Source organism: Bacillus nitratireducens, from assembly GCF_036320425.1.
In the GTDB taxonomy this organism is placed as follows: Bacteria; Bacillota; Bacilli; order Bacillales; family Bacillaceae_G; genus Bacillus_A; species Bacillus_A nitratireducens.
Map to the genome: position 1 here is coordinate 465482 of NZ_JAUMJO010000002.1, position 16002 is coordinate 481483.

The following is a 16002-nucleotide window of genomic DNA, read 5'->3' on the forward strand; positions in this document are numbered from 1 at the left end:
TAAGTAATTAACTTATAAATATTTTCAAGGAGGAATTATGAATACATATATCTATATGGTTAGACATGGTGAATCGCCAAAATTAGAAGGAAATGAAAGAACACGTGGATTAACTGAGAAGGGAATTTTAGATGCGCAAAGAGTAACTGAGATATTAGAAACAGAGGGAATTAATACTTTCATTTCAAGTCCGTATAAGAGGGCTATGTTAACGATAGAAGAGTCAGCGAATCTCCATGAAAAAGAAATATTAGTATATGAAAATCTTAAAGAGTGTAAGTTTTCAAATGAAGATAAAATTATATCGGATAAGGAAGTGTACCCACTTGTAAAGGCGATGTTTTTTAATCCAGAATATGCACTGACGGATGGAGAGTCATATGCGGATTGTCAGAGAAGAGTAGTGAGAGTGTTAAAAGAAATATTAATGAATTTTCAAGGACATAAAATTGTAATTGGTACACATGGGCTTGTAATGACACTAATGATGAACTATTTTGATAATCAATATGGACTTGAATTTTTAATGAATACATCCAAACCGGATATATATAAGCTAGAATTTAAAGAAGAGCAATTTATGAATGTAGAGAGATTATGGAGAGAAGAATGAAATGGAGTATATGGAGTGTGTTTTAAAAATTATTTTTAAAACACACTCTTTTGTATTAAGTTGAGCTTCAAATATTTTCACTAATATGTTCTTTGTTTTTGTTATTTAAAGTATGTAAGAGTTTTTGAAATACCTTAAATGAATGTTGGAATATTGGACTTTGAATAAAAGTGTATAGAAAAGTTACGATAAAAACAGGACCTCCTAGCATGTATCCAATGACTAGTACAAAGCATTCTACAATGATTCGAGCACGGCTAATAGATAACCCAGTTTTGTCAGAAATGGTAAGCATGAATCCATCGCGGGGTCCAGCACCAATGCCAGCCGCAACGTACATGCCGCCCCCAATTCCTGTAATTGCAATACCAGAAAATAAAATGAGTAAGTTTATCCATAAATAATCACTAGCGTTTGGAAGGATTTTTGATTGTAAGAAAAAGTCCATAATAGGACCGATAAGTAGTGCGTTTAAAAATGTACCCACGTTTATATATTTTCGATCTACTAGTAAAGAGATAAGAACGAGACATAATCCACATATGACACTCCAAGTACCAATTGTCCAACCAAATCGTTGGTAGAGAGCCATATTTAAAACTTCCCAAGGGTGTAAACCGAGGAATTGAACTTTGACTGCGAGAGCATTTCCAAGTCCAAAGAAAATTAATCCTAGGAAAAAAAGAAAATAGCGAAAGAGAGTTAGCCTCATCTTTAAAACCTCCCAATATATAATGGTGTATATTACATGTTTGAATTCCAATGTACAAATATTATGTCTTTTTATGATTTATTAAAAATGTAAATGGATATATATTTTCACAGTCAAAAAAGTTAAAATATTTCGTTTTAAGGATTATAATGGAGAAAGAAACAGAAAAGGGAGTGAATGAACTTGAAACAAGAACTTATTGAAAGATTTACGAGATATGTAAAAATTGATACCCAATCAAATGAAGAAAGCCATACAGTACCAACAACACCTGGACAAATTGAATTTGGTAAGTTATTAGTGGAAGAGTTAAAAGAGATTGGATTATCAGAAGTGACGATGGATGATAATGGTTACGTAATGGCAACACTACCTGCAAATACAGATAAAGATGTTCCTGTAATCGGCTTTTTAGCTCATTTAGACACAGCAACAGATTTTACAGGGAAAAACGTAAAACCACAAATTCATGAAAATTTTGATGGTAATGCGATTACGTTAAATGAAGAATTAAATGTTGTGTTAACACCTGAACAGTTCCCAGAATTACCATCATATAAAGGACATACAATTATTACAACTGATGGTACAACACTTCTAGGAGCAGATGATAAAGCTGGTCTTACAGAAATTATGGTTGCAATGAACTATTTAATACATAATCCGCAAATTAAGCATGGGAAAATAAGAGTAGCATTTACACCGGATGAAGAAATTGGTCGTGGACCAGCGCATTTTGATGTAGAAGCGTTTGGTGCATCATTTGCTTACACGATGGATGGAGGTCCATTAGGTGGTTTAGAGTATGAAAGTTTTAATGCTGCAGGTGCTAAGTTAACGTTTAACGGAACGAATACACATCCTGGAACAGCGAAAAATAAAATGCGTAACGCAACTAAACTTGCTATGGAGTTTAATGGACATCTGCCGGTAGAAGATGCACCAGAATATACGGAAGGTTATGAAGGGTTCTATCATTTACTTTCTTTAAATGGTGATGTTGAGCAAAGTAAAGCGTATTACATTATTCGAGATTTTGATCGTGAAAATTTTGAGACACGTAAAAATAACGTTGAAAATATTGTGAAGAAAATGCAAGAGAAGTATGGGCAAGATGCGGTTGTTTTAGAAATGAATGATCAATATTATAACATGCTTGAAAAAATTGAACCGGTAAGAGAAATTGTTGATATTGCATATGAAGCGATGAAAAGTTTAAATATCGAACCGAACATTCACCCGATTCGTGGTGGAACAGATGGATCACAATTATCATATATGGGATTACCGACGCCAAATATTTTCACTGGTGGTGAAAACTATCACGGTAAATTTGAGTATGTTTCGGTAGATACTATGGAAAAAGCTGTTCAAGTTATTGTAGAAATCGCAAGACGATTTGAAGAACAAGCTTAAAAAGAGAACCAAGTAGTACGAATGTGCTACTTGGTTCTTTTTTATAGTAAAAAATACAAAGTGAAACTTGTTACAGGACGTTTGTAAAAGGGGGAAATGATATGAGTGAAAATCAGTTTCATGGTTATATAGGGACATATACAAAAGCAGAGAGTAAGGGGATTTATAAATTTATACTTGATACGAACATCGGGAAAATTAAAGGGATCGAATTAGCAGCTCATATAGGAAGTCCGACATATGTAACGATTAGTCATAACAACGAGTACCTTTATTCTGTTGCGAAAGATAATGGGTTAGGTGGAATTGCTAGTTTTTCCATTCATAATAAATCCGGTAATCTAAATTCGATAAACATGCAAGTTTTAGAAGGGGCATCGCCGTGCTATGTAAGTGTGAATCAGGAGAATAGTATAGTAGTAGCAGCGAATTATCATAAAGGAACAGTAGAGTCCTATTTAGTGAAAAAGGATAATGGAAGTTTAAATGCTGCTACGGTAATTGTAGAACATAAAGGGGCAGGACCAAATAAGGAAAGACAAGAAAAGGCACACGCTCATTATATGGATTTTACTCCTGATGAAAAATATGTAGTAGCAGTTGATTTAGGAATAGACAAGGTGATTACATATAAAGAAAGTGAAGGAGAACTAATAGAAGTTACACGGTTATCTGTAAAACATGGTAGTGGTCCAAGGCATCTTATATTTCATCCAAGTGCGCAGTATGCATATGTTATGACAGAATTCAGTTCAGAAATTATTGTACTGCAATATGATGCACAGAGTGGCAGTTTTAAAGAAAAACAATACATCTCGACATTACCTAAAGAGTATAGTGAGGATAGTTATGGAAGTGCAATTTATATTTCTTCTGATGGCAAATTCGTTTATGCAGCAAACAGAGGACATAATAGTATCGTAGTTTTTCAAGTGAAATGAGCATAATGGGAAGCTCACTTTTATTGAAACGGTATCGACAGAAGGGGATTGGCCACGGGACTTTTCTTTAGATCCGACAGAAAGATTTTTAATTGCAGCGAATGAAAAATCTAATACATTGACTTTATTTACTAGGAATGATTCTACAGGTAAGTTAACGCTTGTACAGACGGACGTAAATGTTCCAGAACCAGTATGTGTGAAGTTTTTACATGTAAAAAAATAGATAGGTTTGCCTATCTATTTTTTATTAGGAAATTTTAATATAGTACCCGCCACAAATAAAAAGTCGCGTAAGATTCCCAACTCGTCCAATTTGCTGCAAATTCTTTTATTTCGTTTTTAGTAGGTTTCTTTTCGGCACCTGTAATAAATTTGATAGCATTATGCAGGCCGACATCATCAATTGGAAAGGCTGAAGGGAATCGTAAGCAGCGCATTAAAACATAGTGAGCCGTCCATGGCCCTATACCGCGAATGCTAGTTAATTGTTTTTCAGCTTGCTTCACATCTTGTATTTGTAATAGAGATTCTTTTGAAAATTTACCTTCTGTAATGAGCTGTGCGATGTCAATTATGTATTCACATTTTCTTGTAGTCATTTTTAATATTGCGAGATCTTCTACACGTAGATTTGCTATTACTTCAGGTGAGGGGAATATCCAATGTTTTCTGTCGTTCCAATCTACATAATCGCCAAAATTTTCGACTAATCTTCTTTTTAGAGTATAGGCATATGTGAGGTTGATTTGTTGACCTAAAATCCCCCAGCACAGTGCTTCAAATAAATCTGGAATACCTATAGTGCGAAGCCCATAATACTTTTCAAGGGGTTTTTGAAGGAGCGGATCATGTTTTGCTAATTTATAAAAAGGTGCTAAATCAGTAGTTAAATCAAACCACTCTTTTACATAGTCAGCTACAGCATCGCGGACTCGTTTTTCAGAGATGTATGATTCTTCTAAAAAACGTATTTGAATATTACTATCGGCATTCAAACCAATTTCAACGAAAGGATTTACGTCTTGAATAGGAATGACTTTATAGATTTTATTGTTTTCAATATGAAACATACATTCATTTTTAGAACGCGATAGATAGCGTAAGTTTTCTTGAAAACTAAATTCTTTTGGAACGACTAAAGACAATATTTCATTACAACCCTCTGTCATATTTACTCCTCCCGAAGCGCTTCTAATTTGAGCAATTCTTTTTTCATTTCTAAACCACCTCTAAAACCGGTAAGTTTACCATTTTTCCCAATAACGCGGTGACAAGGAATAGTGATAAGCAGAGGATTTGCCCCAATGGCAGTCCCAACTGCACGTACAGCGCTAGGTTTTTGAATTTTTTCCGCAATCTCTGAATAAGAATGTGTCTCTCCATAAGGAATTTCACGTACCGTATTCCAAACAGCTAATTGAAATGCAGTTCCGTAAACATCGATAGGAATTGTAAAGGTTTCTAGTTTGGTTTCCAAATACTCGATAAGTTCTTTTGTATATGTTTGCAGATAATCTGGATTTTGGATGAATGTATGTTGTGGCAGTTTTCTTTTAGCCCACGTATTTAGTTCTTCAAAATTATCGTTTTGCGATCCGATAAAGCATAATCCGTTTGAAGTAGCTGCAATATGCATACGCCAATTTTCATGAACAAATAATGTCCAATATATAGTTTTATTTTCATATGGTTTCATAATCCGATGCCTCTTTTATTCTATTCTTTTTTCGATATTCAGTAGGGGTAAATCCTATCTTTTTTTTAAATAAAGTCGCGAAATACTCTGGGTTTTCTATTCCAACAGCAATACTAATTTCCATAATAGATTGATTTGTATGCGAAAGGTATTTTGTCGCTTTTGTAATTCTGCATTGTTGTATATATTCAATTGGACTAATCCCTACAATTTTCTTGAAAGTGCGTTGTAAATGATAAGGGCTACCATGACACATTTCTGCGAGGATATCGAGAGTTAATGCGTCACAATAATGCTTTTGAATATATTCTGTAATTTGATCTATCCACTCTTCATTAGGTAAAGTAACTCCATTTGGTTTACAACGTTTGCATGGACGAAAATTTTCATGTGACGCTTGTTGTACATTAAGAAATATTTTCACATTATCTTTATTAGGTACTCGTGATTTACATGATGGACGACAAAAAATACGAGTCGATTTTACAGCATAAAAGAATTTGTCATCATAGGAAGAGTCATTATGAATAATTGCTTGCCAATACTCATCTGTTAATTCGTATCTTTGTAATTTCTCATTGTTCATAGAATGTCACCTCTGAGATTAGTATAACCTGAATAAAGTACGTATGTACGCAATTACGGATGTAAGAGCAAGATTACAAAGATGAAACTATGATAGGTTATCTATTTTGTGTTAGCATGAACTTTGAAAGTGAACATCAAGAGGAGGACTATAAGTGAAGTTAATTTCATGGAACGTAAATGGTTTGCGTGCAGTTATCGCGAAGGGTGGTTTTTTAGAATATCTTGAGGAATCCAATGCAGATATATTTTGTCTACAAGAAATTAAATTACAAAGTGGACAAATTGATTTAAATCCTGAGGGATATTATACATATTGGAATTATGCTGTGAAAAAAGGCTATTCAGGAACGGCTATTTTCACGAAAAAAGAACCGCTTTCTGTTACATACGGTTTAGGGATTGAAGAACATGATCAAGAAGGACGCGTTATTACATTAGAATTTGAAGATTTTCACATGATAACGCTATATACACCAAATTCAAAACGAGGATTAGAACGTTTAGATTACAGAATGAAATGGGAAGATGATTTCAGGGCCTATATAAAGCGATTAGATAAAAAGAAACCAGTTATTTTCTGTGGTGATCTAAATGTTTCCCATAAAGAAATCGATTTGAAAAATCCGAAAAGCAATCGGAAAAATCCTGGTTTTTCCGATGAAGAAAGAGAGAAGTTTACAAAAATTTTAGAGGAAGGCTTTGTTGATACATATCGCTTTTTATACCCTGAGCAAGAAGGCGCATATTCATGGTGGTCATACCGTATGGGAGCAAGAGCGAAAAATATCGGGTGGCGCTTAGACTACTTTGTAACTTCTGAAAGGCTAAAATATAAAATTACCGATGCGAAAATTAATAGTGAAATAATGGGATCCGACCATTGTCCGGTTGAATTACATATGGATTTCTAAAAAAAGAAGTATCTTCCTGAGAAAAGGAGATACTTTTTTTTGTTCAGTTTGTTAAAATTTTTCAAATCATTCTTGAAATAATTAAATATTAAATATATACTTAATAACGATAATCATTATCATTGATGGTGGTTATCGTTGGTGGGAACGGCAAATAATTTCATACTAGGGGAAGTGAACGAGGATGAATCTTCATTTTACATAGATTTGTTAATGATGTGAAATATAGATGAAGATTATGTTTCATATAATTAGGTTTTGTTGTTGGAATAATATACTTAAAGATTTCGAGAGGAGATATATAAAGATGAACAAGAAGTTATTTACATTAGGGATGGTTACAGTTTTAAGTGTAGGGTTAGCAGCGTGCAATAGTGCGGATAAGACTTCAGGAGAGCAAAAGCAACAAACAAAAGCTACGGAAACGAAAAAAGACGAAAAAAGAAAAATTACATATTTAGGTAAAGAATATACAGTACCAGCAAGAGTAGATAAAATAGCGACGGCTAGTTTAGAGTCAATGGAAGATGCGGCAGTACTTGGAATTAAACCAGTTGGTGCAATTACTGTAGGCGGTAAATTACCAAAGTATCTTGAAAAAGAATTAGAGGGTGCAAAATCTGTAGGTGAAAAGATGCAACCGAACTTTGAAACATTGCTTCAATTAAAACCAGATGTTATTACATCTAGTACGAAATTCCCAGCAGAAACAGCTGAAAAGTTTACGAAAGTAGCTCCGACGTTCCCAGTATCACATGTTTCAACAGATTGGGAAGATAACTTAAAGTTAATGGGAGAACTAACTGGTAAAAAAGATAAAGCGGAAAAAATTATTAAAGATTACAATGCGGATGCTGAAAAAGCAAAAGCAAAACTAGGAGATAAGTTAAAAGATAAAAAAGTACTTGTTATTAGACTAAGAGCAAACGAATTATTCCTATATCCAGAAGGAGTATACTTCAACCCTGTAATTTATAAAGATCTTGGACTAACTGCACCAGAACAATTGAAAGCTGTAAAAGCGCAAGAGAAAATTTCATTTGAAAAACTTGCTGAACTTAACCCAGATTATATTTTCTTACAATATGAGGCAAGTGAAAATAAAAATCCGAAAGTGCTAGAAGAAATTGAAAGCAATCCAATTTGGCAAAGTATGAATGCTGCGAAAGAAAAGAAAGTATTTGTAAACGTTGTGGATCCAATGGCACAAGGTGGTACAGCTTGGAGTAAAACAGCATTCTTAAAAGAAGCAGTGAAAAATTTATCTAAATAATACAATAAGTAAGGTGCGTTGAATGATATGCAGAAAACAAATGCAGTACCAGTAACCATATTATGTATAGCACCCATACTCATCTTATTTACAGTTATACTTTCTATTTTGTATGGGGCGAAAAGTATTGATGCTGAAACAGTGTGGAACGCATTATTTCATTTTGATTCAAGCAATGTAAATCATAATATTATTATTACTTCACGTTTACCAAGGGTAGTTGCAGCTCTTTTAGTCGGAGCATTTCTAGCCATATCAGGAGCACTTATGCAGGGGATGACAAGAAACTATCTTGCATCCCCTTCTATTATGGGTGTGACGGATGGGGCAGCCTTTGTTATTACACTTTGTATGATTTTTCTTCCAGGAATGTCATCAATTGGTATGATTTTATGTTCAATGATTGGTTCTGCACTAGGAGCCGGTATCGTGTTTGGCTTTGGTTCGCTCCTTCAAAATGGCTTATCACCAGTTAGGTTAGCAATTATCGGAACAGTTATTGGAACATTTTTAAGTAGTGTATCTGCTGCAATGGCTTCATATTTCCAAATTTCTCAAAATGTTAGCTTTTGGTTTAATGCAAAATTAGATCAAGTGGACCCGAATATTATTAAAATCACGATACCGTTTGGGATAATTGGAATAGTTTTAGCGCTGTTCATATCAAAATCTATTACTATTCTTTCTTTAGGAGAAGAAGTTTCCATTAACCTAGGGCAGCGTACAAAACTAGTTAAAGCGATGGCAATTTTATCGGTTATTTTCTTAACAGGAACAGCAGTTGCTTTAGTGGGGAAAGTTGGTTTTGTAGGTTTAATTATTCCGCACATTACTCGCTTTATAATTGGAGTAGATTATAAGTGGATTTTACCATGTGCAGGCGTTATTGGTGGCGTGTTCTTAGCATTATGTGACGTTTTAAGTAGATTTGTAAATTATCCATTTGAAACGCCAATTGGAGTCGTAACATCTTTAATTGGAATTCCTTTCTTCCTTTATTTAATCCGTACAAGAGGAGGAGAGAGACATGCTTAAAAGTTCAAGTCAACGTTTTGGAATGACGATGGGGATTGTTATATTTTTAATACTATGTGCTATTTATATTAGTTTAACAAATGGTACGTTCGACATTACGATTACAGATGTATTTAAAACACTCCTTAGAATAGATCCAGTACCAGATCATGATTTAGTTATATTTGAATTTCGTCTTCCGCGTATTGTAATTGCTGGATTAGTAGGACTAGGCCTTGGTGTTGCCGGTGCCGTTATTCAAGGAATTACGAGGAATGGATTGGCAGACCCAGGTATTTTAGGAGTAAATGCCGGGGCAGGAACAGCAATCGTCATTTTTATGTTTTTCTTTCAAGGCCAATTAAAGAGCACAGACTGGGTTTCTATTATGATGATGCCGATGTTTGGGTTAGTTGGTGGATTAGGTGCAGCCACCATAATCTATCTGTTTTCTTGGAAAAACGGTAAGTTAGATTCGCAGCGTCTTTTATTAACAGGGATTGCAATTGGATCAGGATTTGGAGCCTTTTCTATGTATTTATCACTCAAAATGAAGTCAACTGATTTTGAAATGGCTGCAGTTTGGGTGTCTGGAAGTATATATAGTGCAAATTGGAAGTATATTGTTGCTATGTTACCGTGGCTTATCATTTTAATTCCGCTTATACAAAAGAAAGCTTATTTATTAGATTTATTTCAATTGGAAGAAACGAGTATTACAAGTTTAGGTGTTGCAGTAGAACGAGAGAAATCCATTTTACTATTAAGTAGTATCGGACTTGTGAGCGCATGTGTTGCTGTGTCAGGGAGTATTGGTTTTATTGGACTAATGGCACCGCATATAGCGAAAAGACTTGTCGGTATTCAGCATAAGTATATCATTCCTACGTGCGGAGTAATCGGAATGTTCCTTGTAATTGCTTCAGATTTTATTGCAAAAACAGTTTTCACACCTGTAGAGTTACCAGTTGGAATCGTTATTTCTATTGTCGGTGTACCGTATTTCTTATATTTACTTTATAAGGCGAAAGCGTAAGAGGAGGAATAAAAGTGAGTATTTTAAGTGCAAAAAATTTAGAAACGAGTTATGAGAAGCTTACAGTGTTTCGCGATTTAAATGTGGAAATACAAGAAGGAAAAGTAACGACAATTATAGGGCCAAACGGGTGCGGTAAATCGACATTGTTAAAAACAATGGGAAGAATCTTAAAGCAAAAGAGCGGTAAAGTATATTTGCAAGGACAGGATTTAAATACAATTCCAACGAAAGAAATTGCGAAGCAGTTAGCTTTACTTCCGCAAACTCCAATTGCGCCAGGAGAGCTTAAAGTAGAAGAGTTAATTTCTTATGGACGCTATCCACATCGAAATAACGTAAATAAGTTAACTTCAAAAGATAAAGAAATGATTGATTGGGCATTAGAAATAACGAAAACTTCTGAATTTCGAACGAGACAAATTGCAAATTTATCAGGTGGTCAACGACAGAAGGTATGGCTAGCGATGGCTTTAGCACAAGAGACAGAAGTGTTACTACTAGATGAACCAACGACATATCTTGATATGTCTCATCAATTAGATGTATTACAAATTGTGGAGAAGTTAAATAAAGAGCATAATTGTACGGTCGTAATGGTACTACATGATATTAACCATGCAGCAAGGTTTTCAGATGAAATTATTGCAATGAAGGAAGGGGAAATCGTTACAACTGGTATCCCAGAAGAAATCATTACAAATGAAGTGTTAAAAGAAGTATTTCATATTGATGCGCGTGTCATGATTGATCCGTATAACGGGTCCCCTGTTTGTTTCGGCTACGATAGCGTTGTATCTCAAGAAGAGAAAGTAGAAATATATGTAACGAGTTAAGAAGGGGGATATAAGATGAATACTACTATTGAAAAACAGCAGATTTTTACATCTAATACAGAACAGTGGAAAATGTATTCGAAATTAGATGGTAAGGAATATCAAATTCATATTTCGAAGCCGAAGCAACCAGCACCAGAGTCAGGATATCCTGTCATATACGTATTAGATGGAAATGCGTTTTTTCAAACATTCCACGAAGCGATTAAAATCCAATCGGTAAGAGCGGAAAAAACAGGTGTTTCACCAGCCGTTATAGTAGCTATTGGTTATCCAATTGAAGGGGCATTTTCAGGAGAAGAAAGATGCTATGATTTTACGCCTAGCGTAATTTCAGAAGATGCCCCGTTAAAACCGGACGGTAAACCGTGGCCTAAAACAGGGGGAGCGCATAACTTCTTTACTTTTATTGAAGAAGAATTGAAACCACAAATTGAAAAAGAATTTGAGATTGATAAAGGTAAGCAAACGTTATTTGGACATTCTTTAGGTGGTCTATTTGCTTTACATATACTATTCACAAACGTAAATGCCTTTCAAAATTATTTTATAAGTAGTCCATCTATTTGGTGGAATAACCAATCCGTGCTTGAAAAAGAAAAGAATCTTATAAATGAATTAAACAATGCTAAGGTTGAAACGAGAGTATTCCTTACAGTTGGGTCATTGGAACGAGAGCACATGGTTGTAGGGGCAAATGAATTATCAGAGCGCCTTCTCCTAGTAAAACACGATCAGTTTAAAATTAAATTCTATGAGGCTGAAGGGGAGAATCATGCATCTGTTGTGCCGACTACTTTAAGTAAAGGATTAAGATTCATTAGTCATTTATAGAAGAATTAATAGCATAAAAAAGAATTCCATATTATGTGGGATTCTTTTTGTTATATATACATATTTAAGATATTAACCAAAAACATTCAAATGAACATTTGAATGTTTTTGGTTAATAAGGTATACTACATACATAATCAAATATATATTTGAATAAGAGGTGTTACATATGAGTGAAGAACATTGTGAACTTTGTTATCATGATGAGAAAAAAGTCAAACATGCAAGTGACATGTTGGAGAAAGAAAATATAAGTAGTGTAGCGAAAATGTTTAAGGCACTTGCAGATGAAACACGTTTGAAAATTGCTTATGCGCTGTATACGGAAAATGAGCTTTGCGTACGAGATGTCGCAAGTATTATTCATAGCAGTATTGCAACGGCATCGCATCATTTAAGACTATTACAAACAATAGGATTAGCGAAAAAGCGTAAAGAAGGGAAACTTGTTTTTTATTCATTAGATGACTCTCACGTAAATGGATTAATTGAATTAGCGTTTAGTCATAGTAGTGAAATGAACAAGAAAGAACTTGATATGTAATCATGCATTTTCATAAAGATACTTCTTTATGAAAATGCAACTTTAAAAGGAGAGGAGATAATAAGTATGGTAAAGCTAGTTTTAATACGGCACGGACAAAGTGAATGGAATGTTGAAAATAGGTTTACTGGTTGGACGGATGTTGATTTATCCAATAAAGGTTTGGAAGAAGCAAGAGAAGCCGGAGTAATGCTGAAAGCGAATGGTTTCTCATTTGATATAGCATTTACATCTGTTTTGAGAAGAGCGATGCGTACTTTATGGATTACTCTCGAAGAAATGGATTTGATGTGGATACCTGTTCATAAAACATGGAAATTAAATGAGCGTCATTACGGTGCGCTTCAAGGGTTAAACAAGGAAGAAACAGCGAGAAAATATGGCGATGAACAAGTAACTTTATGGAGACGTTCAACAAATGTACGCCCACCAGCACTTACAAAAGATGACGAAAGATATGAAGCAACACATCCGAAATATAGAGATTTAAATGATTATGAGTTTCCTCTTACAGAAGATCTAGAAGATACAGAGAAACGAGTTGTTTCATATTGGAATGAAGAGATAGCTCCTAATGTAAAAGCTGGTAAACAAGTAATTATTGCAGCCCATGGAAATACAATACGTGCTTTAGTAAAACATTTAGATCAAATTTCAGATGAAGATATAGAAAATGTAAACATTCCAACAGGAACACCATTGGTTTATGAATTGGATAACGATTTAAAACCGATAGACCATTATTATTTGAATAGGGAAATTTGTATAAAATAAACATTTTAACATACCCTACCCGTGTATTGTATGTTTGTGACGGAGGTGATTTATATTGTTACATTATACGATCGTAAATAAAAAGAATTGTGAGTCATGTGGATTATGTACTTCTATAGCACCTGATATATATCAATTAGATGGAAGAGGGAAATCATTTAGTGCATTAGATAAAAATCAAGGAATAATGGGGATCCCAAAAACTTTCTTGAAAGCAATGTTGGCGGCAAGTGACGGCTGTCCAACAAGTTTGATTCAGGTAAGAAAAGAGCCATTTATAAATAAAGTAAAAATTCAATAGAGGAATTATGAAAGACAAAACAAAATTAAAGGGAGGAATTTATATGGGACATCATCACGGTCACCAACATCATGGACATACTCACGGGCATTCGCATGGACATCATCATTTTGAGGAGAGCAGGAAAGGGAATAGAAAAGGGTTAATTACAGCTTTAGTAATTACAGCAACTATTATGTTCCTTGAATTTTTTGGGGGACTAGTTACAAATAGTTTGGCCTTATTATCTGATTCAGGACATATGTTAAGTGATACAAGTTCATTATTATTAAGTTTAATTGCAATAGGACTTGCAGCTAGAACGGTTACTTCTACAAAAACATATGGATATTATCGTTTTGAAATATTAGCAGCATTAATTAATGGAATTACATTATTTGTTGTAGCAGGGCTTATCGTATGGGAAGCAATTGGTCGTTTTTTTGAACCACCAACTGTAGCAAGTGGTCCAATGATGTTAATCGCATCAATTGGTTTACTAGCAAATTTAATTAGTGCATGGGCGCTCATGAGACAAGGTGATGTAAAAAATAACGTGAATTTACGTAGCGCATATGTACATGTTCTTGGGGATGCTTTAGGATCAGTTGGCGCATTAGTAGCTGGTGTACTTATGTCATTATTCTCATGGTATATTGCAGATCCAATTATTTCAGTAGTTGTAGCTCTATTGATTTTAAAGAGTGCGTGGGGAGTAACAAAACATTCCATTCATATACTTATGGAGGGTACACCTGTTTCAATTGAAATAGAACAAGTTAAGAAAGCTATTAAAGGAGTAAAGGGTGTACGTGATATACACGATCTTCATATTTGGACTATTACATCAGGATTAGATGCTTTAAGTGTTCATGTAATGATTGATAAAAATCAAAATGATCAAGAAGTGCTTCAAAATATTATTGATATGTTAAAGCAAGAGTTCCATATTGAACATGCTACAATTCAAATTGAAACACTTACCATTAAACATAACGAAATGATTGTCTAATAAAATGCAAACGAAAGGCTATGGGGAAATTCTCCATAGCCTTTTGTTTGTGCAAGTAGAATTGTCCTTTTTGAAAGTTTTGTTTCAACTTTTCGTCTAAAGAGACAAAAAGTTGTCACAATTCGGTCACAATTAGCATAAACATAAAATAGACGAAATGAACTTATTTCCAAAAAGGCTTGATTCATTCCATTCATGATTAGTAGAGCTGAAAAAGCATGGATTAAAAGTTCACTATATTCTCAAGGAGGTAGATCGTATGAAAACTATTCTTGCTATCGCTGGGCTTATTTGGGTTTTATCACATGGCATTCCAATTTATGAAGGAGAACAAATTCGCAGTGCTCTGAATAAAAATTTTAATGAATATCATATCATTGATCGGCAAGATAATGTCGTGACAGTTCGTGTAAATGACTGTTTTCATACGGTAACCGTTGAAGGAACTTCAGTAGTGAATGATACAAAAGTATGTGATCAGCAATAATTATATATTGGAAGAAAAAAGTCTCAATTTACACGTATGAAAATTGAGACTTTTATATTTGTGGATGAATAATAAGCGGGGATGAATAATCCCTGCTTATTATTGTTTTTTGAAAAAAGGCAAGGGTATCATAATAATTGAGTCTGAGAAGCTAATAAGTTGTTAAGAATAGGCATAGAGTGGAAATATACTCATATGGGGTATCATACGTAGATAATTAATGCTATAATTGGTATACTCGTAAAAGCAATTGTTTTATTGGATGAAGAGAAACTTTGAGAAGGTGATAATATGGATCATAAAGATCATGAAGCAGTAACACATAGATCAGAAAAAGAAAAAGAACAAATTATAAATAGATTAAAGAGAATTGAAGGGCAAGTCCGCGGTATTCAAAATATGATTGAAAATGATCGTTATTGCGTGGATATTTTAGTGCAAATTTCAGCAATTAATGCAGCGATGAAAAAAGTAGGAATGGGTGTATTAAAAAACCATACAAGTCATTGTGTTTCAGGTGCTATTAAAGATGGCAATGGTGACGAAGCAATTGAAGAATTAATGACAGTATTTGAACGTTTTTCAAAAGCGTAAAAACAAGCTAGTATGTAACTGGCTTGTTTTTTTGTTTACCTTTATATAGGCTTTCGGGGAATTGGTGTGAAAAAGTGTATGTAAAATAAACTTTTAGAAAATAATTGAAAAATCGTGATACAAAACCATTGATTACCTTAGGGGGGTATGGTAAGATGTAATTGTGATTAACAAACATTGAAGAAACAAGAGGAGGATTTTAAATGGAACAGTTAACATTACAAGTTGAAGGTATGTCTTGTGGACATTGTGTAAATTCTATTGAAAGCAGTGTAAAAGAGCTCAACGGTGTTGAACAAGTGAAAGTTCAATTAGCAGAAGGAACTGTTGAAGTTACGATCGACTCATCAGTTGTAACGTTAAAAGATATCGTTGCTGTAATTGAAGATCAAGGATACGATGTTCAATAATTATTTTTAGATATGGAAATAAATCGTA

The 16002-nt window shown here is 34.1% G+C and carries 19 protein-coding genes and 1 pseudogene; 16 read left to right on the plus strand and 4 right to left on the minus strand.

The window, feature by feature from the left end; translation table 11 throughout:
- Nucleotides 1–37: 37 nt before the first annotated feature.
- Entirely contained in the window at nucleotides 38–613 is a 576-nt protein-coding gene (locus tag Q3V31_RS08720; protein WP_001099565.1) for a histidine phosphatase family protein, read from the plus strand.
- A 67-nt stretch (nucleotides 614–680) separates the two neighbouring features.
- Here the strand turns inward: Q3V31_RS08720 and Q3V31_RS08725 are convergent, their stop codons facing one another.
- Nucleotides 681–1325, minus strand: coding sequence for a YczE/YyaS/YitT family protein (locus tag Q3V31_RS08725; protein ID WP_001241273.1), 645 nt, complete (start codon nucleotides 1323–1325; stop codon nucleotides 681–683).
- A 183-nt stretch (nucleotides 1326–1508) separates the two neighbouring features.
- Between Q3V31_RS08725 and pepT the strand changes: the two genes are divergently transcribed.
- Both pepT and Q3V31_RS08735 read left to right on the plus strand, forming a co-directional pair.
- The gene (pepT, locus tag Q3V31_RS08730) at nucleotides 1509–2741 is read left to right on the plus strand and encodes a peptidase T (protein ID WP_000807000.1); all 1233 of its coding nucleotides are present in this window, start codon (nucleotides 1509–1511) and stop codon (nucleotides 2739–2741) included.
- 101 nt (nucleotides 2742–2842) lie between these two features.
- Nucleotides 2843–3908, plus strand: a pseudogene (locus Q3V31_RS08735) (lactonase family protein).
- A 34-nt stretch (nucleotides 3909–3942) separates the two neighbouring features.
- On the opposite strand, the gene Q3V31_RS08740 reads toward Q3V31_RS08735, so the two are convergent.
- From Q3V31_RS08740 to Q3V31_RS08750, 3 genes are read right to left on the minus strand one after another with little or no spacing between them, the layout of a single operon-like run.
- Entirely contained in the window at nucleotides 3943–4854 is a 912-nt protein-coding gene (locus Q3V31_RS08740) for a DNA-3-methyladenine glycosylase family protein (protein ID WP_000134657.1), read from the minus strand.
- Between the two features lie 2 nt (nucleotides 4855–4856).
- Entirely contained in the window at nucleotides 4857–5381 is a 525-nt protein-coding gene (locus Q3V31_RS08745; protein ID WP_090813342.1) for a methylated-DNA--[protein]-cysteine S-methyltransferase, read from the minus strand.
- Nucleotides 5368–5967: a bifunctional transcriptional activator/DNA repair enzyme AdaA gene (locus Q3V31_RS08750; RefSeq protein ID WP_001058397.1), complete on the minus strand. Its 600-nt coding sequence runs from the start codon at nucleotides 5965–5967 to the stop codon at nucleotides 5368–5370. The genes Q3V31_RS08745 and Q3V31_RS08750 overlap by 14 nt, the downstream gene beginning before the upstream one ends.
- Nucleotides 5968–6121: 154 nt before the next feature.
- Between Q3V31_RS08750 and Q3V31_RS08755 the strand changes: the two genes are divergently transcribed.
- The 13 genes from Q3V31_RS08755 (at nucleotide 6122) to copZ (ending at nucleotide 15974) form a co-directional block, all read left to right on the plus strand.
- The gene (locus Q3V31_RS08755; RefSeq protein WP_090813343.1) at nucleotides 6122–6880 is read left to right on the plus strand and encodes an exodeoxyribonuclease III; all 759 of its coding nucleotides are present in this window, start codon (nucleotides 6122–6124) and stop codon (nucleotides 6878–6880) included.
- Between the two features lie 307 nt (nucleotides 6881–7187).
- The gene (locus tag Q3V31_RS08760; RefSeq protein WP_090813344.1) at nucleotides 7188–8153 is read left to right on the plus strand and encodes an iron-hydroxamate ABC transporter substrate-binding protein; all 966 of its coding nucleotides are present in this window, start codon (nucleotides 7188–7190) and stop codon (nucleotides 8151–8153) included.
- Between the two features lie 27 nt (nucleotides 8154–8180).
- Nucleotides 8181–9188 (plus strand): FecCD family ABC transporter permease, encoded by a 1008-nt coding sequence (locus tag Q3V31_RS08765; protein ID WP_329764554.1) that lies wholly within the window; start codon nucleotides 8181–8183, stop codon nucleotides 9186–9188.
- The gene (locus Q3V31_RS08770) at nucleotides 9181–10203 is read left to right on the plus strand and encodes a FecCD family ABC transporter permease (RefSeq protein WP_000920469.1); all 1023 of its coding nucleotides are present in this window, start codon (nucleotides 9181–9183) and stop codon (nucleotides 10201–10203) included. The genes Q3V31_RS08765 and Q3V31_RS08770 overlap by 8 nt, the downstream gene beginning before the upstream one ends.
- Before the next feature lie 14 nt (nucleotides 10204–10217).
- The gene (locus Q3V31_RS08775; protein WP_000025781.1) at nucleotides 10218–11039 is read left to right on the plus strand and encodes an ABC transporter ATP-binding protein; all 822 of its coding nucleotides are present in this window, start codon (nucleotides 10218–10220) and stop codon (nucleotides 11037–11039) included.
- A gap of 15 nt (nucleotides 11040–11054) precedes the next feature.
- Nucleotides 11055–11873 (plus strand): alpha/beta hydrolase, encoded by an 819-nt coding sequence (locus tag Q3V31_RS08780; protein ID WP_090813345.1) that lies wholly within the window; start codon nucleotides 11055–11057, stop codon nucleotides 11871–11873.
- A gap of 169 nt (nucleotides 11874–12042) precedes the next feature.
- Nucleotides 12043–12417, plus strand: a complete 375-nt coding sequence (locus Q3V31_RS08785; RefSeq protein ID WP_001287980.1) for an ArsR/SmtB family transcription factor — start codon at nucleotides 12043–12045, stop codon at nucleotides 12415–12417.
- 66 nt (nucleotides 12418–12483) lie between these two features.
- Nucleotides 12484–13191, plus strand: a complete 708-nt coding sequence (gene gpmA / locus Q3V31_RS08790) for a 2,3-diphosphoglycerate-dependent phosphoglycerate mutase (RefSeq protein WP_000240142.1) — start codon at nucleotides 12484–12486, stop codon at nucleotides 13189–13191.
- A gap of 55 nt (nucleotides 13192–13246) precedes the next feature.
- Nucleotides 13247–13492, plus strand: coding sequence for a ferredoxin (locus Q3V31_RS08795; RefSeq protein ID WP_000903523.1), 246 nt, complete (start codon nucleotides 13247–13249; stop codon nucleotides 13490–13492).
- A gap of 43 nt (nucleotides 13493–13535) precedes the next feature.
- Entirely contained in the window at nucleotides 13536–14483 is a 948-nt protein-coding gene (locus Q3V31_RS08800; protein ID WP_000509827.1) for a cation diffusion facilitator family transporter, read from the plus strand.
- Between the two features lie 259 nt (nucleotides 14484–14742).
- A complete protein-coding gene (locus Q3V31_RS08805; RefSeq protein WP_000849103.1) occupies nucleotides 14743–14970 on the plus strand; it encodes a hypothetical protein in 228 nt (75 codons plus the stop codon).
- 291 nt (nucleotides 14971–15261) lie between these two features.
- The gene (locus tag Q3V31_RS08810) at nucleotides 15262–15564 is read left to right on the plus strand and encodes a metal-sensing transcriptional repressor (RefSeq protein ID WP_000349635.1); all 303 of its coding nucleotides are present in this window, start codon (nucleotides 15262–15264) and stop codon (nucleotides 15562–15564) included.
- Between the two features lie 203 nt (nucleotides 15565–15767).
- Nucleotides 15768–15974, plus strand: a complete 207-nt coding sequence (copZ, locus tag Q3V31_RS08815; protein ID WP_000436980.1) for a copper chaperone CopZ — start codon at nucleotides 15768–15770, stop codon at nucleotides 15972–15974.
- Nucleotides 15975–16002: the final 28 nt, after the last annotated feature.

Excerpts from the sequence above, each read along its gene's own strand:
- Q3V31_RS08720 (WP_001099565.1), top strand. The coding sequence starts at position 38 with ATGAATACATATATCTATATGGTTAGACATGGTGAATCGCCAAAATTA.
- Q3V31_RS08725 (WP_001241273.1), bottom strand. The coding sequence starts at position 1,325 with ATGAGGCTAACTCTCTTTCGCTATTTTCTTTTTTTCCTAGGATTAATT.
- Q3V31_RS08740 (WP_000134657.1), bottom strand. The coding sequence starts at position 4,854 with ATGACAGAGGGTTGTAATGAAATATTGTCTTTAGTCGTTCCAAAAGAA.
- Q3V31_RS08745 (WP_090813342.1), bottom strand. The coding sequence starts at position 5,381 with ATGAAACCATATGAAAATAAAACTATATATTGGACATTATTTGTTCAT.
- Q3V31_RS08750 (WP_001058397.1), bottom strand. The coding sequence starts at position 5,967 with ATGAACAATGAGAAATTACAAAGATACGAATTAACAGATGAGTATTGG.
- Q3V31_RS08760 (WP_090813344.1), top strand. The coding sequence starts at position 7,188 with ATGAACAAGAAGTTATTTACATTAGGGATGGTTACAGTTTTAAGTGTA.
- Q3V31_RS08765 (WP_329764554.1), top strand. The coding sequence starts at position 8,181 with ATGCAGAAAACAAATGCAGTACCAGTAACCATATTATGTATAGCACCC.
- Q3V31_RS08770 (WP_000920469.1), top strand. The coding sequence starts at position 9,181 with ATGCTTAAAAGTTCAAGTCAACGTTTTGGAATGACGATGGGGATTGTT.
- Q3V31_RS08780 (WP_090813345.1), top strand. The coding sequence starts at position 11,055 with ATGAATACTACTATTGAAAAACAGCAGATTTTTACATCTAATACAGAA.
- Q3V31_RS08785 (WP_001287980.1), top strand. The coding sequence starts at position 12,043 with ATGAGTGAAGAACATTGTGAACTTTGTTATCATGATGAGAAAAAAGTC.
- gpmA (WP_000240142.1), top strand. The coding sequence starts at position 12,484 with ATGGTAAAGCTAGTTTTAATACGGCACGGACAAAGTGAATGGAATGTT.
- Q3V31_RS08800 (WP_000509827.1), top strand. The coding sequence starts at position 13,536 with ATGGGACATCATCACGGTCACCAACATCATGGACATACTCACGGGCAT.
- Q3V31_RS08805 (WP_000849103.1), top strand. The coding sequence starts at position 14,743 with ATGAAAACTATTCTTGCTATCGCTGGGCTTATTTGGGTTTTATCACAT.
- Q3V31_RS08810 (WP_000349635.1), top strand. The coding sequence starts at position 15,262 with ATGGATCATAAAGATCATGAAGCAGTAACACATAGATCAGAAAAAGAA.
- copZ (WP_000436980.1), top strand. The coding sequence starts at position 15,768 with ATGGAACAGTTAACATTACAAGTTGAAGGTATGTCTTGTGGACATTGT.